The following is a 24,878-nucleotide window of genomic DNA, read 5'->3' on the forward strand; positions in this document are numbered from 1 at the left end:
GGGCCCACCTGCCAGCGACGACGCAAATCGGATTCCGATCGCGTCGTCGGTGATCTGAGCATCCCCGGATATGAAGCCTGCCGGCCGGGACTGACACTTCTGGCGGGGCGTCAATGCACCGGGGTCGCGTCCCGGACGTCCATACGCGACCGGACGCCGAGCTTGCGCAGGACGCTGGCCACGTGTTGTTCGACGGTACGCCGTGACAGATACAGCGCCTCGGCGATCTCGCGGTTGGTCTGCCCGCTGGCCAGCAGCCGCGCCACGTCGTGTTCGCGCGGCGACAGGGCGTTTCCATAGCCGCGCCTGCCGCGCCGCGACGCCGGAGCCTCGCCGGTGCTGCGCAGCCGGTGCCGGCAGCGCGCCGCGTCGTGGGTCGCGCCGAGCCGCTCGTACGACTCGACCAGGCCGGCGAGCGCGGCCGGCGACGGCGCGGACTGTTCGGCGGCCTTGGCGGCGCGATATGGCACGCCGAGCCGGTCGAAGCCGCGCCGCGCGCCGGACATCAGGTCCACTGCCTCCTCGGCCGATCCCTGCGCGGCGGCCAAAACTCCGCGGCACGCGAGCAGCGCGACCGACGCCAGCGGCGCGTCGAGACCGGCCAGACCGCGGCCGACCTCATCGACCAGTCGCGCGAGATCATCCAGACGACCGGCCGCCGCGTAGGCCTCGGCCGCCGGCCAGGACAGCTCGCCCGACCACGACCACACCCCTTTGCGGCGTACGATTTCCCAGCCGCGGTCGGCCTGCGCGCATGCGCCGGCGACATCTCCGTGGTCCAGCAACAAACTCGTCATGCCACCGGACGCCGCGATCACCACCGGAGCGATCGACGCCTCCGGTTCTCCCAGCCCCGACCGCGAAAACGCGCGTTCGGCGCCGTCGCGGTCGCCGCGCGCGGCGGCCAGCCAGCCGGTCACCAGGCTCAGCTCGGTGATCACCGGCAGCAGGTGTCGATAGGTCTCGGCCAGCCGGCGCAACCGCTCGTCCAGGCCGGTCCAGCCGCCGGACAGCCAGTCCAGCCGGATCCCGGTCGCCTCCGCGGTGCTCGTGACGTACGGATTTCCGTTCAGTGAAGCCAGTTGCAGGCCGCTGCGCAACATGTTCCGCGCGCGTTCGTATTTGCCAACCCAGGAAAACGCGTCGGCGGAGTTGCAATGCGCGCGTGCCAGTTGGCGGTTGGCTTCGGCGTCCTCGCAGCGCTCCGGCAGCAGGTCGACCAGCCGCTCGGCGCCGCGTTCGGCGATGTGCAGCCGGCCACCGAGTACGTTCGCCAGCAACGCGATCCGCACCGACTCGGTCCGCACCTGCGACAGTCCGCCCTCCACGCGGCGCAGCCAGTGCAGGTGGTCGGAGAGCGGGCTGGAGCCGAGGTAGGGCATCGCCAGCACGGCCATGCCCCTCAGCGCGCGCTCCGGCCGGTTTCGCAGCAGGTCAAGGGAAAGCCGCACCTGTTCGCGGCCGCGGTCCATGGCGTCCTTGTCGCGGATCAGCAGCAGGCCGTGGCCGAGCCGCACCTCGCCGCGCACCTCGTCGGACAGCCGCGGGTCCGACAACAGCCGGTCGATCAGGTCGGTCACGCCGTGCTGCGCGAGGCCGGTCAACGCGTCCTGGCACAGTCGGACGGCCAGCTCGTCCACGCGCCGGGGCGGCAGAGCCGGGTCGGCGAGCAGCGACCTGCGCAGCTCGACCGCGGTCGCCGCGTCGCCGGCGTTCATCGCCGCGTCCGCCGCCGCCTCGCTGTGCGCCAGCCAGTCCTCGACCAGGCCGGCGCGCCGGCTGTGTTCGGCCAGCCGGACCAGCGGTCTGGGTTCCAGCCGCGACAGCGTACGAACCGCTCGCCGATGCAGGTCGCGGCGCCGCGGCCCCTCCAACGTCTCGTAGACGGCGCGTTGCGCGAGGATGTGCCGATATCCATAGCGGCACGCGCTGTCCTCGACGAGTACGCCGCCGGCCAGCAGCCGGATCAGCGCGGCTTCGGTACGCGCCGGCGCCAGCATCGCCAGCGACGCGAGCAGGTCACTCGACGCCGGTTGGTCGAGGACGGCCGCGGCCTCGGCCACCTTGCGCGCCGGCGCCGGCAGGCCGTCGAGCCGCTCGACCATCGCCTCGCGCAGCAGCGCCGGCACCTCGACGTTGTCCAGCAGTCGCTGCGCGGTCGCACTGTCGGCCTTCACCGCACCAGCCGGATCGCGCAGCGCATACAGAGTTTCCTCGACAACAAAAGGAATGCCGGCGGTCCGCTCGTGCAGCGTCTGCGCGAATCCGGTCGACACCGGCTGGCCGTCGAGGATCGCCTCTGCCAGACCGGCCACCTCACCGGCGGCCAGCGGGCCGAGTCGTACGTGCGCGCTGGCCGTGCCGGGCGCCGGCCGGAACGCCCGGCCGAGCAACGCACCGCCGGGCAGGTCCTCCTGGCGGTAGGTCAACACCAGCGACAGACCGGCCGGCGGCGAGCTGAGCAGGAAACGCAGCAGCTGCCGGCTGCCGTCGTCGGCCCAGTGCATGTCCTCGACGACCATCAGCACGCGGCCGAGGCCGGCGATCAACGCGCGTACGGCACGGAACAACCGGTGCCGCTCGGCGGCCGGATCGGCCAGCGGCTCCAGCGCCGGCGGCAGCCGGTCGGCCAGCTCCGGCAGGTAGGGCCGGAGCGCGCCGGTGATCGGGGCGGGACGGACCGGCCGCGCGCCGCCGAGGCATTCGAGGATCACGCCGTACGGAAACGGGTCGCGCAGCGGCTGACAGTGCCCGACCGTCAGCCAGCCGCACCGGCCGGCCAGCTCGCTGACCAGCCGGGTCTTTCCGACGCCGGCCTCGCCTTCGACGAAAACCACCGACGGTGCGATGCCGGCGACCCGCGCGAGCGTGGCCAACTCCGCGTCACGGCCGATCAGGACCGGTGAGCTGGTGCGTACGCGTGCGCTTTCCGGCATCGGCGACTCCCGGCTTTCGTGCGTGATGTGAGGGTAGGCGGGTAAAGGCCGGGTTGGAACCCTTTGACGGCGCCGATAGGGTGCCGGCCGCCAATAGATACGTACCCCTACGGATGCCGACCCCGGTTGTTTCGCCGGGCCAGTTGGCCGCCGGCAGGAGCTATTGGGCGCGACTGGCCGTAACGTATGGACATGCCTGAGATCGTCGACTGGGATCTGGCCGCCACCACCGCGGCCCGGCTGGCCCCGCCGGGCCCGTCCGTCACCTTCAGCGAGGCCGCCGGGGTGGTGTCGGAGCTGCGCCGGTTGAGCGAGGAGGCCGCCGAGCACGTGGCCGGCTTCACCGACCTGCCGCCGGCCGTCGATCCGGCGCCGGTGCAGGTGGTCGACCGCGGCGACTGGGCCAAGGTCAACATCTCCGGCCTACGCAAGGTGATCAAGCCGGTGTCGGACAAGATGACCGCCGTCCAGGCCAACCCGGTGCTGCGTACGGTCGCGCCGAAGGTGACCGGCGCGCAGGCCGGCGGCGTGCTCGCGTACATGTCGAGCAAGGTCCTCGGCCAGTACGAGGTGTTCTCCGGTGGCGCCGGCCGGCTGCTGCTGGTCGCGCCGAACATCGTCGAGGTGGAGCGCAAGCTCGGTGCCGACCCGCGCGACTTCCGGATGTGGGTCTGCCTGCACGAGGTCACCCACCGCACGCAGTTCACCGCCGTGCCGTGGATGCGCGAGCACTTCTTCTCCGAGGTCAACGCGTTCATCGACGCTTCCGAGCTGGACCCGGAGGCGATCGCGGACCGGGTACGCCGCGCCTTCACCACCGTGTCGGACCTGGTCAACGATCCGCAGTCGCGCGCCAACCTGCTGGAGATCGTGCAGACGCCGGCGCAGAAGGCGGTGCTCGACCGGCTGACCGCGCTGATGACGCTGGTCGAGGGGCACGCCGAGTACGTCATGGACGGCGTCGGTCCTGACGTCGTACCAAGCGTCGCCGAGATCCGCGCCGCGTTCAACGCGCGCCGCGCGTCGGCCAACCCGGTCGAGAAGCTGGTGCGCCGGCTGCTCGGCGTGGAGGCGAAGCTGCGGCAGTACGCGGAGGGCCGGCAGTTCGTCGCCGCGATCGTCGACGAGGTCGGGATGGCTGGCTTCAACCGGATCTGGACCTCGCCGAACACGCTGCCGGTGCTGGCCGAGCTGACCAACCCGAAGGCCTGGATCGAACGGGTTCATGGTCGGCCCGCCACCACCGCTGAATGAGCTGAGGGCGGCGGTCGTGGCCGCTCTGGACTGTCCGGCCGGCTCGTTGGTGCTGGTCGCGTGCTCCGGCGGCGCCGACTCGCTGGCGCTCGCGCACGCTTTGTCCTATTGCGCCAAGCGCGCCAGCCTGCGGGCCGGGTTGTTGACCGTCGACCACGGCCTGCAGGCAGGCTCGGCGGAACGGGCCGCCGGCGTACGCGACTGGGCCCTGTCGGCCGGCTTCTCGGTCGCCGAGGTCCTGACCGTCTCGGTCGGCTCGTCCGGTGGGCCGGAGGCAGCCGCGCGTGCCGCTCGTTATGCGGCTCTGGACGCCGCCGCTGAGCGCTTGGGCGCTGCCGCGGTGTTGCTCGGGCACACGCGCGAGGACCAGGCAGAGACCGTGTTGCTGGGGTTGGCGCGCGGCTCCGGAATCCGCGCCGCCGCCGGGATGCCGGCTCGGCGCGGCCGCTACCTACGTCCGCTTTTGGACGTACCGCGCGCCACCACCGCCGCGTTTTGTGCGGCCGCGGGACTGACTCCCTGGTGTGATCCTCACAACAGCGACCCGGCTTACGCGCGCTCTCGCCTGCGCGCGCTGCTGCCGGCGCTTGAGGAGGCCGCTCCTGGGCTCGTGGTCGGCTTGGCGCGTACGGCCCGGATGGCTCGCGCCGACGCCGACGTACTCGACGACCTCGCCGCGGACGTCAGCCGCCGCGCGGTGACCCCCGACGGCCTGGACGTTGATGTCGTCGCCGCGCAACCTGCGGCGATCCGTACGCGCGTGCTGCACCTTTGGGCCTCTGGCGCGGTGTCGTCGTTCGACCTGACGAGCCTGCACATCACCGCCTTGGAGGCACTGGTCACGGCCTATCGGGGCCAAGGCCCGGTATCCCTCCCCGGCGGCATCCGCGCCACCCGCACCGGCCGCACCCTCCGCCTCGTCGCCCCCTAGTGTCCCGAGTCGGAAATTCGTTGCTTAGCTCGGGGATCCAGGCGGTGACTGAGCGCACCGGAAAAGCGCCCTCATACCGGGCGTATTCGGGCGCCTTTCCGGTGCGCTCAGTCGCCGTCTGGGCGCCGAGACAAGTGACGAATTTCCGACTCGGGACACTAAACTACCCGCTACAGCGCGAAACTGTCGTACCCCCCTGCCAAATTTGGCCCCCACCCGGATCGGGTGGGGGGTGGGTTCGCGTGGAAACTTACATAAGTTACGAATCCGTATAGCGCTAAACGTACCTTTTGCGGCATTGGCTCGTGGTCGCATGGCCACCATGCGTGCGTCTGGCGCACGTAAGGGGTCCATGCGACCAGTCGGCGGCCGGTCGTTGTGACTCATGTGACTGATGAGGCTGTTGTTTTCGCAATTGCTTGCAACCTCTCAAACCCACCCCCCGCCCCGACAGGGAGGGGGCAAACTTACCCACACAGGTACGACAGTTTCGGGCTGTAGCAGGTAAACGGACGACGGAAACCGCGAGGTGGCGGTGGTTGCGCGCATTAAGCGCCCACCCCGGCAGGGGTGCGTGGCGGTGGCGCATGACACCCTGGAGGGGTGACGACCGCTGGGGCCGCGACCTTGTACGAAGCAGACATCGAGCGGGTGGTGGTCTCCGAGGAGGAGATCCGCGCCAAGACCGTGGAGCTCGCGAAGCAGATCGCGGCCGACTACGGCGAGACCGAGCCGCTGCTGGTCGGGGTACTCAAAGGCGCCGTGATGTTCATGGCCGACTTCGCCCGCGCGCTGCCGGTGCCGACGCAGCTGGAGTTCATGGCGGTGTCCAGCTACGGCGCCTCGACCTCCTCCTCCGGGGTCGTACGCATCCTCAAGGACCTCGACTCCGACATCGCCGGCCGGCACGTGCTGGTGGTGGAGGACATCATCGACTCCGGCCTCACGCTGTCCTGGCTGCTGCGCAACCTGGCCGCCCGCAACCCGGCCTCGGTCGAGGTGGTGACGCTGCTGCGCAAGCCGGAGGCGATCAAGGTGCCGGTGGACGTACGGTATGTCGGCTTCGACATCCCCAACGAGTTCGTCGTCGGCTATGGCCTGGACTACAACGAGCGTTACCGTGACCTGCCCTACGTCGGCGTCCTCAAGCCGGCCGTGTACGCACGCTGAGAGGTCGCTGAGAGGCGGAACGGAACGCCACTCCGGGTGGCATCGTTGCCTTAGGTGAACACCCGAGGTAAGCAATCCCACCTTGGGGTGTCTGCGGCAGCGGACACCGAGAGGTACCCTCGAGTAGTCGCCAACCGCCGGATCACCCGTTTTCGGTACGAATCCGGCCACGAGCACTTCATTCGTCGGATCAGGAGGGGTCGGGACCCGTCAACGGTGTCCCGCATGCAGCATGGATCGCACTCGCATACTCCGCCGCCCCCTCGTGTGGGTCGTGCTGGTGGCACTGGCCGCCTTGGTGATCTTCACCTTCACCCAGAACGGTGACGAGTACAAGAAGGTCGACACCTCGGTCGCGCTGGCGCAGATCACCAACGGCAACCTGACCAAGGTCAACATCCAGGACCGTGAGCAGCTGCTCCAGCTCACCCTGAAGAACCCCGTGCAGGGTTCCAAGATGGTGGAGGCGAGCTACCCGGCCGAGGCCACCTCGACGATCTTCGCGTCGATCCAGAAGGCCAAGGCCGCCAACTCCAGCCTCACCTTCGACACCAAGGTGACCAAGGACTCGTTCTGGGCCAGCCTGCTGATCAGCCTGCTGCCGGTCGCGGTGCTGCTGCTCCTGGTGTTCTTCTTCATGAGCCAGATGCAGGGTGGCGGCAACCGGGTCATGAACTTCGGCAAGTCCAAGGCCAAGCTGGTCAGCAAGGACACGCCGAAGACCACCTTCGCCGACGTGGCCGGTGCCGACGAGGCGATCGAGGAGCTGCAGGAGATCAAGGAGTTCCTGGCCGCTCCGGCCAAGTTCCAGGCCATCGGCGCCAAGATCCCCAAGGGTGTGCTGCTGTTCGGCCCTCCCGGTACGGGTAAGACGCTGCTGGCGCGCGCGGTGGCCGGCGAGGCCGGCGTGCCGTTCTACTCGATCTCCGGTTCGGACTTCGTCGAGATGTTCGTCGGTGTCGGTGCCTCCCGCGTACGCGACCTGTTCGAGCAGGCCAAGGCCAACGCGCCGGCGATCATCTTCGTCGACGAGATCGACGCGGTCGGCCGCCATCGCGGCGCCGGCCTCGGCGGTGGCCACGACGAGCGCGAGCAGACCCTCAACCAGATGCTGGTCGAGATGGACGGCTTCGACGTCAAGGGTGGCGTGATCATGATCGCCGCCACCAACCGGCCGGACATCCTCGACCCGGCGCTGCTGCGGCCCGGCCGGTTCGACCGGCAGATCGCCGTCGACCGTCCGGACATGGAGGGCCGCAAGTCGATCCTGCGCGTACACGCCAAGGGCAAGCCGTTCGCGCCGGACGTCGACCTCGACACGATCGCCCGCCGTACGCCCGGCTTCACCGGCGCCGACCTGGCCAACGTGATCAACGAAGGCGCGCTCCTCACCGCGCGTTCGGACAAGAAAGCCATCACCAACGACGTGCTGGAGGAGGCCATCGACCGCGTCGTGGCCGGCCCGCAGCGCAAGACGCGGGTGATGAGCGACAAGGAGAAGAAGGTCACCGCCTACCACGAGTCCGGCCACGCGCTGGTCGCCTGGGCCCTGCCGCACTCCGCGCCGGTGCACAAGCTGACCATCCTGCCGCGCAGCCGCTCGCTGGGTCACACTCTGGTGCTGCCGACCGAGGACAAGTACAACCAGACCCGCTCGGAGATGATCGACACGCTGGCGTACGCGCTGGGTGGCCGGGCCGCTGAGGAGCTCGTCTACCACGAGCCGACCACCGGCGCGTCCGACGACATCCAGAAGGCCACCAACATGGCCCGCGCGATGGTCACCGAGTACGGCATGTCCGCCAAGCTCGGCGCGGTCAAGTACGGCCAGACCGACGGCGAGCCGTTCCTCGGCCGCACGATGGGCCACGAGGCCAACTACTCCGACTCGGTGGCCGCGGTCATCGACCAGGAGGTGCGCAGCCTGATCGAGATGGCGCACGACGAGGCCTGGGAGATCCTGGTCGAATATCGGGACGTGCTGGACGCCATGGTGCTGGAGCTGATGGAGAAGGAGACGCTCACCAAGACCGACCTGGAGCGGATCGCGCACCGGGTGGTCAAGCGTCCGCCGCTGGCTCCGTACAACGGCTTCGGCAAACGTACGCCGAGCGACAAGCCGCCGATCATGACCCCGCGTGAGCTGGCCGCGCTCAACCAGAAGTCGCTGGACACGCCGGTCAACGGCAGCCGGCCGACCGAGCCGGCGGTGATCGGTGACGTGGCGCCGAGCGCGGTCGACGAGGAGGCCACGCAGCAGATCCCGCTGCCGAAGCCGACGCCCGGCACCAACCCGCCTTACCCGTCCGGTGCCTGACGCGGAGCGCAGCAGCATCGCAGCCGACAGCCGACCCGCCACCGCCGAGGTGGCGGGTCAGTCGCGCCTCGACCTCGACCGGATCGCCAGGGCGGTACGCGAGATCCTGATCGCCGTCGGCGAGGACCCGGAGCGCGACGGCCTGCGGGACACGCCGGCACGGGTGGCGAAGTCGTACGCGGAGATGTTCGCCGGCCTGACCTACGACCCGGCCGCCGCGCTGACGACGACCTTCGAGGCCGGTCACCAGGAGCTGGTGCTGGTCAAGGACATCGAGCTCTACTCCAGCTGCGAGCACCACCTGGTGCCGTTCCACGGCGTCGCGCACGTCGGCTACATCCCCAACGCCGACGGCCGGATCACCGGTCTGTCCAAGCTGGCCCGGCTGGTCGACGGCTTCGCCAGGCGGCCGCAGGTGCAGGAGCGGCTGACCGGCCAGATCGCCGACGCGATGGTGGAGCGGCTGCGTCCGCAGGGCGCGATCGTCGTGCTGGAGTGCGAGCATCTGTGCATGTCGATGCGCGGCATCCGGCGACCCGGAGCGCGTACGGTCACCTCCGCCGTGCGCGGCATCTTCGAGAAGTCCGCGACCTCGCGCGCCGAGGCGATGAGCCTGATCATCGGCAAGTGATGAGGAGGCCGGGTGGGATCGCCAGGCCGGCGGTGATGGGTGTCCTCAACGTCACGCCGGACTCGTTCTCCGACGGCGGCCGCTACGTGAGCGTCGACGCGGCGCTGGATCACGGCCGGCAGATGGTCGAGCAAGGCGCCGACCTGATCGACGTCGGCGGTGAGTCGACCCGGCCCGGTGCGCTGCGGGTCGACGCCGACACCGAGGTCAAGCGGGTCGTACCGGTGATCGCCGACCTGGCCGCGGACGGCATCACCCTCTCGGTCGACACGACCCGTGCGCAGGTCGCCGAGGCCGCGCTCGCGGCCGGCGCGACGTGGGTCAACGACGTGTCCGGCGGACTGGCCGACCCCAACATGGCCGCGGTCGTGGCCGATGCCGGCTGTCCGTGGGTCCTGATGCACTGGCGCGGGCACAGCAGGGACATGCACAAGCTGGCCACGTACGGCGACGTGGTCACCGAGGTGCGCGACGAGCTGTCCCGGTGCGCCGACGCGGCGATCGCGGCCGGTGTCGACCCGGACAACCTGGTGCTGGACCCGGGCCTCGGTTTCGCCAAGCGCGCCGAACACAACTGGCAGCTGCTGGCGCATCTGGACGTGCTGATCGCGGTCGGCTTTCCAGTGCTGCTCGGCGCCAGCCGCAAGTCGTTCCTCGGCCGGCTGCTGGCCGGTGCCGACGGCCAGCCGCGGCCGGTCGACGAGCGCGAGGACGCCACGCTGGCGACGACTATCCTCGCCTTGCAGGCAGGAGTTTGGGGGATTCGGGTGCACGAGGTGCTGTCCACCGTGGACGCGGTCAAGGTCTGGCAGGCGGTCCGCGATGCCTGACCGGATCACGCTGCGCGGCCTGACCGTACACGGCTTCCACGGCGACCTGGACCACGAGCGGGTGGTCGGCCAGGTGTTCGTCGTCGACGCCACGATCGAGCTGGACCTGAGCGCTGCCGGCAGTTCCGACCAGCTGTCCGACACGGTGGACTATGGCAAGCTCACCGACCAGCTCGCGGAGATCGTCGCCGGCGAGCCGGTCCACCTGCTGGAGACCCTCGCCGAACGGCTCGCCGCCGCGTGCCTCGCGTACCAGCCGGTGCTGGCCGCCGAGATCACCGTGCACAAGCCGCACGCGCCGATCGCGCACCCGTTCGCCGACCTGACCGTCACGATCCGCCGCGAGCGCGGCTGACCGCCCCGATGGCCGACCAGCTCGCGCGGTTTACCCGCTACAGCGCGAAACTGTCGTACCCCGGTGCAAATCTGGCCCCCACCCAGGACGGGTGGGGGGTGGGTTTGAGGTCTTCTTCTTACATAAGAAAAGTTGATCTTGGCCAGCGGTCGCATGGCCACCATGCGTGCGTTGAGCGCAAGCAAGGCCTCCATGCGTGCGTCGCGCCGGAGCGGACCGGACGATGACCGAGCCCGACCGTGACCCCGACGGTCCCGCGCCGTCCATCGGCCCGACCCGGCCGCTGACCCTGCTGCTCGCCTTCGCGGTCGCGGGCGTCGCCGCATATCTGCTGGTCAGCCGCTTCTACGGCGACATCTCCGTGCCGCTGCTGCCGGTGTTCATGTTCGCCGTGCTGGCGGTCATCGAAGGCGTGCTGGCCCGCGCCACCAAGGCTCGCATCGAGCGGCGGCCGGGCACCGAGCCGATGCCGCCGCTGTCCGCGGCCCGGATGATCGTGCTGGCCAAGGCCTCGTCGCTGGCCGGCGCCATCTTCGCCGGCCTGTACGCCGGAGCCCTGCTCTACGTGCTGTCGGTCGCCGACCAGCTCCGCGCGGCCGCGGCCGAGGTGCCGATCGCCGGCGGTGGCGTCGTCACGGCCGCGCTCCTGGCCGGCGCGGCGCTCTGGCTGGAACGTTCCTGCCGCATCCCGCCGGCCGACGACGATGACAAACCGCGGGACTGAGATCTGGTGGGCCTCGGCGACCGACGCGGCTGACCGGCTCCTGACCCTGCTGCCAGCGGCCGAGCGCGACCGCCACCGCGCGTTCGTACGCCAGTCGGACCGCGACCTCTACCTGACCGCGCACGCCCTGACCAGGCTGTTGGTCGGCGACCGCCTCGGCGTCGCGCCGGACCAGATCGTTTTCGACCGTACGTGCCACTGCGGCGCCGACCACGGCAAGCCACGCCTGCCCGGCACCGGCCTGGAAACCTCGCTCTCGCATTCCGGGAAGCGCGTGGCCGTCGCGCTCGCGCCGGAGCCGGTCGGCGTGGACGTCGAGCGCGTCGACCGGTCGATCGACATCGGATCGCTCAGCAGCGTCGCGCTGTCCGAAGCCGAGCAACGCGTGCTCGACGCGCTGCCGGCCGACCGCAGACCGCAGGCCTTCTTCACGTACTGGTGCCGCAAAGAGGCCCTGCTCAAGGCCACCGGCGACGGCCTGTCCGCAGGTCTGCACAGCCTCACCGTGAGCTCGCCGGCGACCAAGCCGGAGTTGCTCACCTGGTCGATGACCGACCGTCCCGCACCGACCGTGTCGTTCGCGGACCTCCAACCGGATGCTCTGCACCTCGGCTGCGTCGCCGTGATCACCGGTACGCCGGTCGAGATCACCGAGCACGACGGCTCCGCTTTGCTGAAATCTCGATAGCGATGCAGCGGATCGCACCGCTCCGGCGTTGACGAGCCGGATCGGATGCGATGAGAGGTGCCGATGGAGTTCACCGAGTACGTGCGCGCGCAGCGCCCCGCGCTGATGCGCTTTGCCACCGTGCTGACCGGACAGCCGTGGCTCGCCGACGACCTGGTCAGCGACGTGCTGGGACGCGCGTTCGAGCGGTGGCCGGCGATCGGCGCGATGGATCGCCCGCACGCGTACGTGCGCCGGATGGTCGTCAACGAGCACCTGTCGTGGCGGCGCCGGCTGCGCCGGACCGCGATCGACCGGCAGCCGCCGGAAGAAGCGGTCGCGGACGGCGCGCACGCCTACGCCGAGCGTGACGCGATGATCGCACTGCTGGCACGGCTGCCGCGCCGGCAGCGTGCGGCAGTCGTGCTGCGCTACTACGTCGGACTCTCCGACACGGAGGTCGCCGCCGAGCTCGGCTGCCGCGAGAGCACCGTACGCAGCCAGATCTCCAGAGCCCTGCGGTCGTTGCGCATCGACATCGCCCGATCCGACCGCCATGTCGCCGAGCCTGTGGAGCAATCATGAACACCCTGCGTACGCTGCACGACGCCTTCGCGGAGCTGGAGAAGCGCGCGGACGCCACGCCCGTCCAGGCGCACATCGTGCCGGAAAGACCTGCTCGCGGCCGCCTCGCCGCGCCGCTGCTGACGGCGGCCGCCGTCGCGGCGGTCGTGGCCGGTGTCGCGCTCTGGCAACAGCCGGTCGGCAACCGTACGGTCCAGCCGCCAGCGGCGCCGGCCGCGAACAAGGCCGCCACGTACACGCCGCCGGACACCGCCGCGAAGCTCGCGGCGAAGGCACGCACGATCCTCGCCGGCGTCGCGACGGTCACTCTCGACAACTCGCGGTCGTCCAACTGCGGCGCGGTCATCGTCAAGGTCGGCCCCAGGGCGTCGCACGACACGGACAGGTCGCCGACGCGGCTGGAGCCGGACAAGAAGCCGCGGACCTGCTCCGGTGCGGCCATCGGCGGCCGGCTGACCAGGGGAAACGCGACCGGCGGCTTCGATCTCGCCGTCTATCGGACCAGTAGGGGAGAGAAGGCGAGCTGCGACCAGTCAGGGGACTGCAGTCTGCGTACGCTGCCGGACGGCAGCACGCTGGCGATCAGCACCTGGCGTGATCCGCACGTGCCCGGCGGACTGACCACCAAGATCGAGCTGGTCCGCGCCGACCTCGCCGACATCAACATGCACCTGAGCACCGAGGCCGATCCGAAAGGCAGCAGCGCGCGCGTCGGTACGACGCTGCCGCTCACCGTTGAACAGCTGACCGCCTTCGTCAGCTCCCATCGCTGGTAACAGCCGGTCAGGGTTGTCGCACCGGCATAGGATGCCGGCCGTGACTGACACGCGTCCCGAGCCGGCGGACCGGCTGCTGTTTCACCTGATCTGGGAAGGCGTACTGCTGCTGGCGGTGCTCGTGCTGCTGGTGGTCGTGCTGGCCACCGGCGGCCGGATCGGCGTCCTGTTCCTGTCGGTCGCCGCCACCGGCATCGTCGCTTTCGCTTTTTCCCTGTCCGTACGCGCCGCGGTGCCCAACCTGGCGGTCGTCGGTGCGGCAGCCGTCGGTGCCGCAATCGCGGCGCAGGTCGGCGGCGTGCTCGGCATCGTCGTCAGCATCGTCGTGCTGGTCGTGGTCGGTGCGCTGGTCGCGCTCGCGGCCGTGCTGCTGCCGGTGCCGACCTGGGCCGGCACGCTGGTCTTCGGGCTGGCGCTGTCCGCGGTGGCGTCGCTGGTGCTCGGCAACCAGTCGGTGCAGGTCGGCAGCGGAGGCGCCGGCACGACCATCGCCGGCGTGCTCTTCGGCCTGGCCGCGATCGGCTCGATCGGTGTCGGCGTCGCGTGCGCGTTCTGGCCGGTACGCCGGACGCTCGGCCAGTATCGGTCGGTCGGAGACGGAAAGCGTGGCCTGCCGGCGCTCGGTGTGGCGGCCGGCGCGACCGTGGTCAGCACGGTGGTCGCTGGCATCGGCGGCATCATCGGCGCGTACTACCTCGGCGTCGCCGTGCCGACGAGCACGCCGCAGCTGCTCTGGATCATCGCCGCCGTGCTGATCGGTGGCGCGAGCCTGCGTGGCCGGCGTGTGGGTGTGGCGGGCACGTTCCTCGGCGTCATGCTGGTCGCCTGCGTCAGCGGCCTCACCGCCCTGGCCGGCCTGTCGTCCGCGCTGACGCAGCTCCTGCTCGCCGTGATGGCGGTCGTCGGCCTGGTGGTCAGCTGGGGTGCCGACGCGCTCGGCGGCGGCCGTACGCCGCCTCGTACGCTGGCGCAATGACGACTGACCCACGGTTCGCCGAGTTCGACGCGTTGCCGACCGAGGAGCTGCGCAAGCGCGCTTTCAGCACGGCGCGCCACCACGGCGATCTCGGGTTCTTCATCGACCTGTTCCGCCGGCTGCCGGCCGCCGCGCAGGCCGAGCGGCTGGACAACTCGACCGGCGACATCGGGCTGGCCATCGACGACGCGGTGGCGCTGTGGCGCGAGTTCACCGGCCACGCGTACGGTGACGCCGAGCCGGTGCTGCGCGCGGCCTTCGTCGACTACCTGCTCAAGCACGCGCCCGCTCGCTAGTGGTGTGTTTCCGAAATGGCACGCCCATTTCAGAAACACACCACTAGATGGTCAGGTTTCGACCTGATAGTCGGACGCGCGTCGCGCCTCTAGCGCCAGTAAATCGGCTTTCGCGCCATCCAACGCCCTCCCCCTGACGACCCGGCGAGTGCTAGGCAAACCGGTCATGGGAACGTCCGACTCGGGGACACCAGCCGGACGACCGATTGGCAACTGCCAAGAGATAACCGCAGGTCAGAGCACATCAGACGGCGCAATCGGATGCCGATTGCGCCATCAGGCCCCCGGATTCGAGCGTGCCACCGGCCACCGACAGTCAGTCGTCGGCGGTCGCCGCCTCCGGCGGCAGGGCGTGGCGCAGGGTTTGGTGGAGGGCCTGCGGCGACAGTACGCCGAGCGTGGTCGACCCGTCCCGTACGGCCACCCAGCCGGTGTCGCCGGCCAGCAGCACCGCCAGCGCGTCCTTGAGGCTGGCGTTGACCGTCACCGACGGCACGTCGTCGACCTTGGTCACCGCCGACAGCGGCGCGAGCGCGTTCACGTCGATCGGCGTCACCGCGAGCCGCCGCAGCGACCGGTCGCCGCCGACGAAGTCGGCCACGAACGAGGACGACGGCGCACCGAGGATCGTCGCCGGGTCGGCGTACTGCTCCAGCTTTCCGCCTTCGGAGAACACCGCGATCCGGTCCGCCATCCGTACGGCCTCGTCGACGTCGTGGGTCACCATCACGATCGTCTTGCGCACTTCGGCCTGCAGCCGCAGAAACTCCTCCTGCAGCCGGCCGCGCGCGATCGGGTCGATGGCCGAAAACGGCTCGTCCATCAGCAGCACGACGGGGTCGGCCGCCAACGCGCGCGCGACACCGACTCGCTGCCGTTGGCCGCCGGACAGCTCGTGCGGATAGCGCTTGCCGAAGACCGCCGGGTCGAGACCGACCAGGTCGAGCAGCTCGTCGGTGCGCTCGCGGATCCGCTTGCCGTCCCAGCCGAGCAACCGCGGCACGGTGCCGACGTTGGTACGCACGTCCTGGTGCGGAAACAGGCCGACCTGCTGGATCACGTAGCCGATCCGCCGGCGCAGCCGCACCGGGTCGACGCGCGTCACGTCCTCGTCGGCGAGCCACAGCTGACCGCCGGTCGGCTCGGTCAGCCGGTTGATCATCCGCAGGGTCGTGGACTTGCCACAGCCGGACGGGCCGATGAAGGCGACCAGCTCTCCCTCGGGGATGTCGATGGTCAGCGAGGCGACGGCGACGGTGCCATCTGGATACTGCTTGCTGACATTGTCCAGCCGGATCGCGGGCTTCGCGGTAGCGTCCACCCCGTGTCCAATCTCCAGGCGGTCATTCCGTACGGCGCGTTACATAGTGACACGACCGTGCTCGCGGGCCCGGCCGATGCTCCCAACCCGTGGTTGAGTTGGTCGTACCTTCAGGACAACGCTCCAACCATCCTCGATCATTTCCTCGAGCACGTCACCTTAACGCTGGAATCCATCGTGATCGCGACGATCATCGCGGTGCCGTTGGGGCTGGTGGCCAGCCGGATTCGATGGCTCGCGGCGCCGATCATCGGTGTGACCGGCGTCATGTACACCATTCCGTCGCTCGCGCTTTTCGCGGCATTGGTCCCATTCACCGGTCTCAACAACACGCCGGTGGTGATCGGCCTGGTGATGTACGCGCTGCTCATCCTGGTGCGCAACACGGTCACCGGCCTCGACGGCGTGCCGGCGGACGTACGCGATGCCGCGCAGGGAATGGGATATGGCTCGCTGAAGCTGTTCTGGCAGGTCGACCTGCCGATCGCGTTGCCGTCGATCATGACCGGCATCCGGGTCGCGACGGTGTCGACGGTCGCGCTGGTCACGGTCGGCGCGGCGGTCGGCAGCGGCGGCCTGGGCCAGCTGATCCTGCAGGGATTCAACCAGAACTTCTATCGCGCCCAGATCGTCACCGCGTCGATTCTGTGCGTCGTGCTGGCATTGTTCGCCGACGTCCTGCTTGCGACCGTTACCAGATTGTTGTCTCCGTGGGCTCGGCGGAGGGCCGCGTAAATGAATCCGATCAGCGAAGCGCTCGTCTGGCTCAACGACCCGCTCAACTGGCAGGGCTCTGACGGCATCCTGGCCCTGACCGGCGAGCACCTGTGGATTTCCTTCCTGGCCGTGCTGATCGCCTGTGTCATCGCCTGGTCGCTCGGACTTTGGCTCGGTCACACGGGTCGCGGCGGCAATGTGGTCGTGGTGGTCTCCAACGCCTCACGCGCCATCCCGACATTGGCTCTGTTGACGATCCTTTCGTCGGTGAGCGCGTGGTTTTTCGGTACGCCGGCCACGGTGATCTCGCTCGCGGTTTTCGCCATTCCGCCGTTGCTGTCCAACACTTATGTCGGTCTGCGAGGTGTCGACCCCGACGTGGTCGACGCGGCTCGCGGGATGGGGTTGTCCAGCGGGCAGATTCTCTGGCGGGTCGAGGTGCCGCTGGCGATTCCGTTGATCGCGGCCGGATTTCGTACGGCCGCCGTGCAGGTGGTGGCGACCACCACACTTGCCGCGCTGGTCGGCGGCGGCGGCCTCGGCAACATCATCAACCTCGGCCTGGGACAACAGAAAGGCGGCGTGATCCTGGCCGGCGGTTTCCTGGTGGCGCTGTTGGCGCTGGTCACCGAGGGTGTGCTGGCGATCGTGCAGAAGCTGGTGACGCCCGGCAAGGTGCGCAGGCGTACGGCCAAACCGGTGACCGCCGACCCGGCCGGCGCCGCCGCGTAATCCTGCTTATTTCCGGTTTTTCGGCTTCGCATGTCGACTTGCGGATGCGATGTCGTACGTGTTCAGTACGCTTCTACGACAAAGAACGGGCCGCGTCGCGACCCGTCCGGACACGCGTTGGCACAGCAGCCAGCGGGACACAGAAGGCGGGCCTATGCGCTCTCGCAGGATAGTTCTCACCCTCACCGCGGTCGCGATGGCTGGTGCGCTCGCGGCTTGCGGCCAGGCCGGTTCGTCCGGCTCCGGCAACGGCGGCGGCACCGCCAGCGGAAAGGCCGGTTGCGCACCGGTCCAGGGCACCGACCTGGTCGCCCTGACCGACGACAAAAAGCTGCAGAACTCCGACAACGTCATCCCGGCCATCAACGAGAAAGCCGCCTCGCCGGCGCTGGTCGCCGCGCTGGACAAGGTTTCCGCGGCGCTGGACAGCCCCACGCTGATCGCGCTCAACAAACAGGTCGACGTGGAGCGCAAGACCTCGCAGGCGGCCGCGACCGGGTTCGTCGCGGACAAGAAGCTGACCGACGGCCTGCAGAAAGGCTCCGGCGCCATCGTCGTCGGCGCGGCCAACTTCGCCGAGAGCCAGACGCTCGGCGAGATCTACGCCCAGGTGCTGAAGGCGGCCGGTTTCAGCACCAGCGTCAAGACGGTCGGCAACCGCGAGGCCTACCTGCCGGCGCTGGAGAAGGGCGAGCTGCAGGTGGTGCCGGAGTACGCCGCGACGTTGACCGAGTTTCTCAGCAAGGGCAAGGCAACTCCGGACATCGACAAGACCGTCGCCGCGCTGACCCCGCTCGGCAAGGCCAAGGGCCTGGCGTTCGGTAAGCCGGCCGCGGCCACCGACCAGAACGCTTTCGCCGTGACGACCGCGTTCGCACAGAAAAACGGCGTGAAGACGCTGTCGGACTTCGCCGCGAAGTGCTCCGGTCAGGCCACGATCCTCGGCGGTCCGCCGGAGTGCAAGGAGCGGCCGTTCTGCGCGCCTGGCCTGCAGAAGACCTACAAGCTCTCCTACGGCTCGTTCACCACGCTCGACTCGGCCGGTCCGCTCAGCAAGCAGGCGCTGAAGGCCGGCAAGGTCAGCATCGCGCTGGTGCTTTCCTCCGACGGCAGCCTGACCACGACAAGCTAGCCACACCACCGCGAGGGTGACGTTTTGCGGTCAGAACCGGCCTGGCGACCGCCAAAACGTCACCCTCGCGATGGTCCTCAGTCGTCGTCCTGGTCGCGGATCGAGGCGAACGACCGCGCCATTTTCCGTTTCAGCGCCGGCACGTTGTTGATCACGCGCATCGACGTACGCATGCCGGCCAGCGCCAGCGGACCGATGAACGGCTTGAAAATCGGCTGGTTCACCGTCATGCCGGACAGCGACTTCTCCACCGCGTCGAAGGCATAGTCGATCATTTTCGTCTCGTACGCGCGGATGCCGTCCAGCAGTGACAGCTGTCCGTCGCGTACGGCGACCAGTTTGCGGCACAGCAGTCGCGCGTCGCGCAGCGCGGTGTTGGCGCCCACCCCACGGCCGGGCGTCATCGTGTGGATCGCGTCGCCGATCAGCGTCACGTTGCTGGTCGGCCACTGCGGCTGGCGCTCGGTTGTCCTGATGTTCAACGGAAAACAGCTGCCGGGATCGACCAGCGACAGCAACTCGCGCAGGTGCGGGTGCCAGCGGCGAGTACGCTCGATGAGCAGGTTTTTCAGCTGCTGGCCACGCAAATCCATCACGTTCGTCGGCAGGGTGCGGGCCGCCGTGCCGAAACCGATCATCACATAGTCGCGCGTGTTGTCCCACTGCAGTCCCGGCCAGCTCGCCAGCAGGTCGGCATCGCTGCCGCCGATGTCGTCGCGCGGCTTGCCGTGCAGGTCCCAGTTGAACTGCATGACGTGCACGATCATGCTGTTGCCACCGGGCGCGAAAACCATCGATACACCGCGCTGCACTTTCTCCGGCAACAATGCGCGCGTACGATCGTTCAGCTCGGTTTTTCCGGTGATGCCGACCAAACCGGTGTCGAACATCCGGGCATGCGGCAGATACTGCTGGCGTACGCGCGAGTTGGAGCCGTCGGCGGCGACCAGCACGTCACCGGTCGCCGACGTGCCGTCCTCGAAACACGCGGTCACCGTGCCGTCGGCGTTTTGCTCATAGCGCTGGAAAACCTTGTCGAAGCGTACGACGTCCTCCAAGCCGGTCAGCAGCACCTGGCGCAGCGTCATCCGGCTCACCGAGCGATCCTGCGCGATGTCGCCGGGCGCCGGCGCCGAGTCCGCGACCTCCGGTCCCATCGACAGCAGCTCACCCCAGTTTTCGGTGTACTGGTTGAAATAGATCGGTGCCCGCGCGCAGGTGGCCACGAAGATGTCGAAAAGCTCCGGCGGCAACAGGTCGTGCAGCGCGCGGCTGCCGTCCGGTGAGATGCCGACCCGATAACCCTGCAGGCCGTCCGTACGCGTCCGGTCGCGTTCGAAGACGGTGACCGGAATGCCGGCGCGGCGAAGGCCGTGCGCCAACGCGAGGCCACCGGTGCCGGCGCCGATCACCAAAACTCGGGGTGCGTTTCTTAAAGCAGACATGGGAAAACTCCTCGGTATCAGAATGTGACCGGTCCTGATACCGTGCGAGGAGGGGACGCGGGTATCCGGCTTCGGCCGTGCTTGCCTCACCAGGTCTCCGTGCGGTGTTGCCGCACCGCCGGAGACCGCCTTTCTCATTCCCGCAGTCGTCGGTGCATCTCCCGCAGCTCGGCGATGCCGGAAAGCTCGTCGGTGCGGATTCGCCGCACCAGCTCACGGATCCAGTCGATCTCGGCGGTGAACACCGCGATCCGGTATTCGTTCTCCACCAGGAAGACGTCCCACATGTCGGCCGGCTTGTCGGTGATGGTGGCGCGCAGTCCGGCCACCTGCTCGGCGAGCCGGTCCGCGCGTTTTTCCAGCAGGTCGGCGGCCTCGTCCGGCGGCAGGCCGGGCATCATCGACAAACCCGCGAGAAACCGCGGAAACTCCTGATGCGGCGTGCCGAGCAGCTCGGCGAGCCAGTCGTGGAACTCCTGTTTGCCGGCATCGGTGATCGCGTACAGCGTGCGCTCCGGATAACGGCCGGCGCGTACGGTCTCGGTGCCGACGATGAACTTCTCCCGCTCCAACGCGCGTACGACCGTGTAGAGCGAGCCGTACTTGATGTTGATGCTGTCGTGCTTCTCGCGGTGCCGCAGGGTGGTGACCATGTCGTAGGGATGCATCGGCCGCTCGAACAGCAACCCCAGCACCGCCAGCGCGAGCGGATTGGAGATCTTGCGGTCCGCCATGGTCACCTCCTCTAGTTGGCCACAACTATACGCGGACATCTAGTTGCTGCCAACTAGTGCTGAAGTTTGTGATCGGCGCCGCATCGGCGAAGACTGTGCGGTGCCGGTGTCGATCAACAGGAAGATTTCCGGCGGTCGTCCGGCTTGAAACGGCACCGTGCGGTGCATACGGTGGCCATCATGGCGACCACTAGCTCTGACGTACGCGTGCTTTCCCACCTGATCGGCGGCGACCGTGCCGCGCCGGCCGGCGACCTGATCGACTCGGTGAACCCGGCCGACCGCACCGACGTGGTCGCGCGCGTGCCGCTGGCCAGCGCGGAGACGTTCGTCGACGCGGCGCGCGCGGCGAAGGCGGCGCAGCCGGGGTGGGCCGCGGTGCCGGCGCCGGTACGCGGCCAGGTCATCGCCGCGATCGGCCAGCTGGTCCGGTCCAACAAGGAGGCGCTGTCCCGGCTGGTGACCCGCGAGATGGGCAAGCCGTACGCGGAGTCGCTCGGCGAGGTGCAGGAGGTCATCGACACCTGCGACTTCTTCCTCGGCGAGGGCCGCCGGCTGTACGGCCAGACCGTGCCCAGCGAGGTCGGCGACAAGCAACTGTTCACCTTCCGCCGGCCGGTCGGCACGCTGGCGATCGTCACCGCCGCCAACTTCCCGATCGCCGTACCGTCCTGGTACATCATCCCGGCGCTGCTGGCCGGCAACGCGGTCGTCTGGAAGCCGTCGGAGATGACACCGGCGGTCGGCGACGCGTTCGCCGAGATCATGTCGCGCGCCGGCCTGCCGCACGGCGTCCTCAACCTGGTGCACGCCAACGGCGTGAACACTTACGACGGTCTCGGTGCCGCGCTGGAGGCGGGGCTGGTCGACAAGGTCGGCTTCACCGGCTCGACCGAGGTCGGCCGCGCGATCAGCGAGCTGGCCGGCCGCTTCCTGCAGACCCCGATCCTGGAACTCGGTGGCAAGAACCCGCTGGTCGTCGCGGCCGACGCCGACCTCGACCTGGCGGTGGAGGGCGCGCTGTTCGGCGGCTTCGGCACGGCCGGCCAGCGGTGCACGTCGACCGGCACGATCTGGGTCCACCAGGACGTGCACGACGAGTTCCTGCGCCGCTTCACCGCCGCGGTCGAAAACGCGGTCATCGGCGACCCGACGCAGGACGTGCTTTACGGTCCGCTGATCGCCGAGGCATACCTGCGCCGCTACGAGTCCTATCTGGACTGGATCGGTGACCACCACACGGTTTCCGGCTCGACGAGCACCGGCCAGATCACCGCCGACGCGCCGCGCAAGGGCTTCGTCGGCGACCCCGCCGACGGCTTCTACGCGCATCCGGTGATCGTCGACGGCGTACGGCCGGGCGACGACCTCTACGCCAAGGAGACCTTCGGACCGCTGCTCGGTGTGGGCACGTACCAGCATCTGGACGAGGCGATCGAGCTGGCCAACGGCCATGGCTATGGCCTGTCCAGCGCGATCTACACCAACGACCCGAAGACCGCCTTCGCCTTCGCCAACGGCATCAGCGCCGGCATGACCAGCGTCAACAACTCGACCTCCGGCGCCGAGGCGCACCTGCCGTTCGGCGGAAACGGGTTGTCCGGCAACGGATCCCGGCAGTCGGGCATCTGGGTCCTGGACGCGGTGACCCGCTGGCAGTCGCTCAACTGGGACTACTCCGGCAGGCTGCAGAAGGCGCAGATGGACACCGCCGTCCTGCCGGCCGACCTTGACTTCCGTCTCTGACCGCGCGTCGGTCGTCATCGTCGGCGGCGGGATCGTCGGCGTTTCCACGGCGTTCCACCTCGCCGAGGCCGGCGTACGCGACGTTTTGTTGGTGGAGAAGGACTCGCTCGGCGCCGGGTCGACGTCGAAGGCGGCCGGCGGCGTACGCGCGTCCTTTTCCAACCCGACCAACATCGCGCTCGGCGCGCGGTCACTGGAGACGTGGCGGTCGTTCGACGCGCGGCCCGGTGGCCAGATCGACCTGGAACAGGTCGGATATCTGTTCCTGCTGTCCACAAAGGACGATCTGGCCGGCTTCTCCCGCGCGGTCGCGCTGCAGGCCGGTTTCGGCTTGGACTCGCGGATCGTCGACGTCGAGGAGGTCGCGCGGCTCAACCCGTTGGTGAGCACCGACGGCCTGCTCGGCGCGGCTTTCTCACCTGGCGACGGATATTGCACGCCAGAAGGCGCGGTCGCCGGCTACGCGTCCGCCGCGCGCCGGCTCGGCGCTCGGCTGGTGACCGGTGTTTCCGTTTCGTCGGTGGAAACTTCCGGTGGCGAGATCGTCGGCGTGCGAACCAGTGCGGGGTTTGTCCGTACGCCCGCTGTCATCTGCTGCGCCGGAGCGTGGTCACGGTCGGTGGGGGAGATGGCCGGTGTGCCGCTGCCGGTCACCCCGGTGCGCCGGCAGATCGCCGTCACCGGACCGGTTTCCGGTCTGCCGGAACGGTTTCCGATGACACTGGACTATTCGTCGACGTTCTATTTCCACCGCGAGGGCCACGGCCTGCTGTTCGGCATGTCGCCGGACGAGGAGCCGGGTTTCCGGCTGGGGACCGACGATCGCTGGCTGGCCGGCCTGGCCGACGCGGTCGGTTTTCGCGCGCCGGCGCTGGCGGACGTGGGGATCGCGCACACCTGGGCCGGTCTATACGAGATCACGCCCGACCATGACGGCCTGGTTGGCGAGTCGGGCGAGGTCTCGCGTTTTCTTTACGCCTGCGGGTTTTCCGGCCACGGCTTCCTGATGGGACCGGCGGTCGGTGAGGCCGTGCGCGACCTCTTCCTCGGCCGTACGCCCGTCATCGACGTGTCGTCACTGTCGGCCGACCGCTTCGCCGCCGGCGCCACCCGCGTCGAGTCGCACATCATCTGACTTCAGGTCGCATGGCCCCCATGCGTGCGTTGGATGCACGCATGGGGGCCATGCGTGCTCTCCGATGACAAGGTCGCTTGACATTAGGTCAAGGTCGCTGTACATATTGTCAAGCGATCTGTACTAGATGAAAGGGGTGGGGCGGATGAGCACACCTGCTCTGATGGCCTTTGTGGTGGCGGCGGTGGTGGCCGGTCTCGGCGCGCCGATTTTGGTGACAGCGCTGCGAAAGCGGCTGCGCGTACCGATGACGGTCTTTTTCGTCGCCGCCGGTTTCTATCTCCTCAACCTGCTGATCCAGCAGCCGATTTTCCTTGGCGTACGCGCGTTTCATCTCAACGGCGTGGTGGTGACTGGCCTCATCGCACCGGCGATCTACGCGGTGTGCGAGGAGTCGATGCGCTATCTGAGCTTTCGCGCCGGCCGCAAGATGCGCGACAACCGTACGCCGAACGGCGCGGTCGTCGCTGGCCTCGGCCACGGCGGCGCGGAGGCGCTGCTCTTCACGCTCGGCATGGTGGCGAGCGTCGCGACGGCGGTGCTGGCGCCGCAGATGTTCGCGGCCAACGGCGGCGATCCAAACGCGATCGTGCATGGCGGCCCTGGTTATTACCTGCAGTTCGCGTTGAGCCGCGTGCTGGCGGTCATCGCGCACACTGGGTTCGCGACGATGATCATGCTCTCCTACCGGCAGGTTCGCTGGCTGCCGGCGGCGATCACCGCGCATTTCGCGGTGGACGCGAGCGTTTTCAGCCTGCAGGGCGTGTTGCCGGCGAGCAGTCCGGTGCCGGATCTGGTGTTCGCCGGCTGGGCCGCGCTGGCGATCGTCCTGCTGGTGGTCGTACGGCGGCGACCGGTGGCGGTCGAGCTTGGGGAGATCGCGAGGATAGGGTCATGAAATCACTGGCGTACGTCGTCCAGGTGCTGGTGCTGATGGTGGTCGTCTATCCGGCGTTGCTGCTGCTCGTGCTGTGGATCGCACCGCCTGGCGCGAGCATGCCGACCCGGTATGCGGTGTCGGTCCTGCCGGCGCTGCCGGTCGTCGGGGTGGCGCTGGTGCTGCTGCGCTGGCTGCGGCAGGCCGACGAGCTTGAGCGGCGCATCCAGCTGGATGCGCTGGCTTTCAGCGGCATCGTCACGATGCTCGGCGGCGGTGCGTACGTGATGCTCACCGGCCTGCCGGCGTACGTGCTGGTGACCGCGTTCTTCCTGCTCTGGGCCGTCGCGGTCGCGGTGCGCAGGATGTGGCTCGGGCGAGGCGGCGAATGAGAAACCGGCTGCGCGTGCTGCGAGCCGAGCGCGGCTGGTCGCAGGCCGAGCTCGCCAAACGCATCGAGGTCTCGCGGCAGACGGTCAACACGATCGAGAACGGCCGCTATGATCCGAGCCTGCCGTTGGCCTTCACCATTGCCAAGGTGTTCGGCCTCACCATCGAGGACATCTTCGAGCCCTAGGGTCGAAACAGACC

At 69.0% G+C, this 24,878-nt stretch carries 25 protein-coding genes; 21 read left to right on the plus strand and 4 right to left on the minus strand.

The features are described from left to right. Positions 1 to 110: 110 nt before the first annotated feature. A complete protein-coding gene (locus GNX95_RS41510) occupies positions 111 to 2,936 on the minus strand; it encodes an ATP-binding protein (RefSeq protein WP_163513637.1) in 2,826 nt (941 codons plus the stop codon). 192 nt (positions 2,937 to 3,128) lie between these two features. Here GNX95_RS41510 and GNX95_RS41515 point away from each other — a divergent pair, with 192 nt between their 5' ends. The 13 genes from GNX95_RS41515 to GNX95_RS41575 all read left to right on the plus strand — a co-directional run bounded on the left by GNX95_RS41515 (position 3,129) and on the right by GNX95_RS41575 (position 14,448). Beyond that, complete coding sequence (locus GNX95_RS41515) at positions 3,129 to 4,190, plus strand: zinc-dependent metalloprotease (protein ID WP_163513638.1); 1,062 nt, start codon at positions 3,129 to 3,131, stop codon at positions 4,188 to 4,190. Between the two features lie 16 nt (positions 4,191 to 4,206). Then, positions 4,207 to 5,121 (plus strand): tRNA lysidine(34) synthetase TilS, encoded by a 915-nt coding sequence (tilS, locus tag GNX95_RS41520; protein WP_222854319.1) that lies wholly within the window; start codon positions 4,207 to 4,209, stop codon positions 5,119 to 5,121. Positions 5,122 to 5,748: 627 nt separating this feature from the next. After that, positions 5,749 to 6,291, plus strand: a complete 543-nt coding sequence (gene hpt, locus GNX95_RS41525; RefSeq protein WP_163513863.1) for a hypoxanthine phosphoribosyltransferase — start codon at positions 5,749 to 5,751, stop codon at positions 6,289 to 6,291. Between the two features lie 232 nt (positions 6,292 to 6,523). Next, positions 6,524 to 8,608: an ATP-dependent zinc metalloprotease FtsH gene (gene ftsH / locus GNX95_RS41530; RefSeq protein WP_163513640.1), complete on the plus strand. Its 2,085-nt coding sequence runs from the start codon at positions 6,524 to 6,526 to the stop codon at positions 8,606 to 8,608. Positions 8,609 to 8,657: 49 nt separating this feature from the next. Further along, positions 8,658 to 9,239, plus strand: coding sequence for a GTP cyclohydrolase I FolE (folE, locus tag GNX95_RS41535; RefSeq protein WP_246281966.1), 582 nt, complete (start codon positions 8,658 to 8,660; stop codon positions 9,237 to 9,239). Further along, complete coding sequence (folP, locus tag GNX95_RS41540) at positions 9,239 to 10,069, plus strand: dihydropteroate synthase (RefSeq protein ID WP_246281967.1); 831 nt, start codon at positions 9,239 to 9,241, stop codon at positions 10,067 to 10,069. The genes folE and folP overlap by 1 nt, the downstream gene beginning before the upstream one ends. Then, on the plus strand, positions 10,062 to 10,424 hold the full coding sequence (folB, locus tag GNX95_RS41545) for a dihydroneopterin aldolase (RefSeq protein WP_163513641.1): 363 nt from the start codon (positions 10,062 to 10,064) through the stop codon (positions 10,422 to 10,424). Before folP ends, folB begins: the two co-directional genes overlap by 8 nt. Before the next feature lie 223 nt (positions 10,425 to 10,647). After that, the gene (locus tag GNX95_RS41550; RefSeq protein ID WP_163513642.1) at positions 10,648 to 11,148 is read left to right on the plus strand and encodes a DUF3180 domain-containing protein; all 501 of its coding nucleotides are present in this window, start codon (positions 10,648 to 10,650) and stop codon (positions 11,146 to 11,148) included. Then, on the plus strand, positions 11,129 to 11,836 hold the full coding sequence (locus GNX95_RS41555) for a 4'-phosphopantetheinyl transferase family protein (RefSeq protein WP_163513643.1): 708 nt from the start codon (positions 11,129 to 11,131) through the stop codon (positions 11,834 to 11,836). The genes GNX95_RS41550 and GNX95_RS41555 overlap by 20 nt, the downstream gene beginning before the upstream one ends. A gap of 63 nt (positions 11,837 to 11,899) precedes the next feature. Further along, a complete protein-coding gene (locus tag GNX95_RS41560; protein WP_163513644.1) occupies positions 11,900 to 12,400 on the plus strand; it encodes a SigE family RNA polymerase sigma factor in 501 nt (166 codons plus the stop codon). Next, the gene (locus GNX95_RS41565) at positions 12,397 to 13,176 is read left to right on the plus strand and encodes a hypothetical protein (RefSeq protein ID WP_163513645.1); all 780 of its coding nucleotides are present in this window, start codon (positions 12,397 to 12,399) and stop codon (positions 13,174 to 13,176) included. The genes GNX95_RS41560 and GNX95_RS41565 overlap by 4 nt, the downstream gene beginning before the upstream one ends. A gap of 40 nt (positions 13,177 to 13,216) precedes the next feature. Further along, the gene (locus tag GNX95_RS41570) at positions 13,217 to 14,152 is read left to right on the plus strand and encodes an ABC transporter permease (protein ID WP_163513646.1); all 936 of its coding nucleotides are present in this window, start codon (positions 13,217 to 13,219) and stop codon (positions 14,150 to 14,152) included. Then, the gene (locus tag GNX95_RS41575; RefSeq protein ID WP_163513647.1) at positions 14,149 to 14,448 is read left to right on the plus strand and encodes a hypothetical protein; all 300 of its coding nucleotides are present in this window, start codon (positions 14,149 to 14,151) and stop codon (positions 14,446 to 14,448) included. Before GNX95_RS41570 ends, GNX95_RS41575 begins: the two co-directional genes overlap by 4 nt. A gap of 316 nt (positions 14,449 to 14,764) precedes the next feature. On the opposite strand, the gene GNX95_RS41580 is transcribed toward GNX95_RS41575, so the two are convergent. Beyond that, positions 14,765 to 15,769, minus strand: a complete 1,005-nt coding sequence (locus GNX95_RS41580; protein ID WP_246281938.1) for an ABC transporter ATP-binding protein — start codon at positions 15,767 to 15,769, stop codon at positions 14,765 to 14,767. Between the two features lie 3 nt (positions 15,770 to 15,772). On the opposite strand from GNX95_RS41580, the gene GNX95_RS41585 reads away from it, so the two are divergent. The 3 genes from GNX95_RS41585 to GNX95_RS41595 all read left to right on the plus strand — a co-directional run bounded on the left by GNX95_RS41585 (position 15,773) and on the right by GNX95_RS41595 (position 18,350). Beyond that, entirely contained in the window at positions 15,773 to 16,504 is a 732-nt protein-coding gene (locus GNX95_RS41585; RefSeq protein WP_222854321.1) for an ABC transporter permease, read from the plus strand. Then, a complete protein-coding gene (locus tag GNX95_RS41590) occupies positions 16,505 to 17,218 on the plus strand; it encodes an ABC transporter permease (RefSeq protein WP_163513648.1) in 714 nt (237 codons plus the stop codon). A 154-nt stretch (positions 17,219 to 17,372) separates the two neighbouring features. Further along, on the plus strand, positions 17,373 to 18,350 hold the full coding sequence (locus tag GNX95_RS41595; RefSeq protein ID WP_163513649.1) for a glycine betaine ABC transporter substrate-binding protein: 978 nt from the start codon (positions 17,373 to 17,375) through the stop codon (positions 18,348 to 18,350). Between the two features lie 77 nt (positions 18,351 to 18,427). On the opposite strand, the gene GNX95_RS41600 is transcribed toward GNX95_RS41595, so the two are convergent. Both GNX95_RS41600 and GNX95_RS41605 read right to left on the minus strand, forming a co-directional pair. Next, the gene (locus GNX95_RS41600; RefSeq protein WP_163513650.1) at positions 18,428 to 19,795 is read right to left on the minus strand and encodes an FAD-dependent oxidoreductase; all 1,368 of its coding nucleotides are present in this window, start codon (positions 19,793 to 19,795) and stop codon (positions 18,428 to 18,430) included. A 134-nt stretch (positions 19,796 to 19,929) separates the two neighbouring features. Beyond that, a complete protein-coding gene (locus tag GNX95_RS41605; protein ID WP_163513651.1) occupies positions 19,930 to 20,529 on the minus strand; it encodes a PadR family transcriptional regulator in 600 nt (199 codons plus the stop codon). 180 nt (positions 20,530 to 20,709) lie between these two features. Between GNX95_RS41605 and GNX95_RS41610 the strand changes: the two genes are divergently transcribed. The 5 genes from GNX95_RS41610 to GNX95_RS41630 all read left to right on the plus strand — a co-directional run bounded on the left by GNX95_RS41610 (position 20,710) and on the right by GNX95_RS41630 (position 24,864). Further along, a complete protein-coding gene (locus GNX95_RS41610) occupies positions 20,710 to 22,275 on the plus strand; it encodes an aldehyde dehydrogenase family protein (protein ID WP_163513652.1) in 1,566 nt (521 codons plus the stop codon). After that, complete coding sequence (locus GNX95_RS41615; protein ID WP_163513653.1) at positions 22,259 to 23,410, plus strand: NAD(P)/FAD-dependent oxidoreductase; 1,152 nt, start codon at positions 22,259 to 22,261, stop codon at positions 23,408 to 23,410. Before GNX95_RS41610 ends, GNX95_RS41615 begins: the two co-directional genes overlap by 17 nt. A 145-nt stretch (positions 23,411 to 23,555) precedes the next feature. After that, positions 23,556 to 24,308 carry a YhfC family glutamic-type intramembrane protease gene (locus tag GNX95_RS41620; RefSeq protein ID WP_163513654.1) on the plus strand — a complete coding sequence of 251 codons (753 nt, stop codon included), beginning with the start codon at positions 23,556 to 23,558 and terminating at the stop codon, positions 24,306 to 24,308. After that, positions 24,305 to 24,679 carry a hypothetical protein gene (locus GNX95_RS41625; protein ID WP_163513655.1) on the plus strand — a complete coding sequence of 125 codons (375 nt, stop codon included), beginning with the start codon at positions 24,305 to 24,307 and terminating at the stop codon, positions 24,677 to 24,679. Before GNX95_RS41620 ends, GNX95_RS41625 begins: the two co-directional genes overlap by 4 nt. Next, positions 24,676 to 24,864, plus strand: coding sequence for a helix-turn-helix transcriptional regulator (locus GNX95_RS41630; protein ID WP_163513656.1), 189 nt, complete (start codon positions 24,676 to 24,678; stop codon positions 24,862 to 24,864). The genes GNX95_RS41625 and GNX95_RS41630 overlap by 4 nt, the downstream gene beginning before the upstream one ends. The last annotated feature ends 14 nt before the right edge of the window (positions 24,865 to 24,878 follow it).

The organism is Fodinicola acaciae (assembly GCF_010993745.1).
Lineage (GTDB): Bacteria > Actinomycetota > Actinomycetes > Mycobacteriales > HKI-0501 > Fodinicola > Fodinicola acaciae.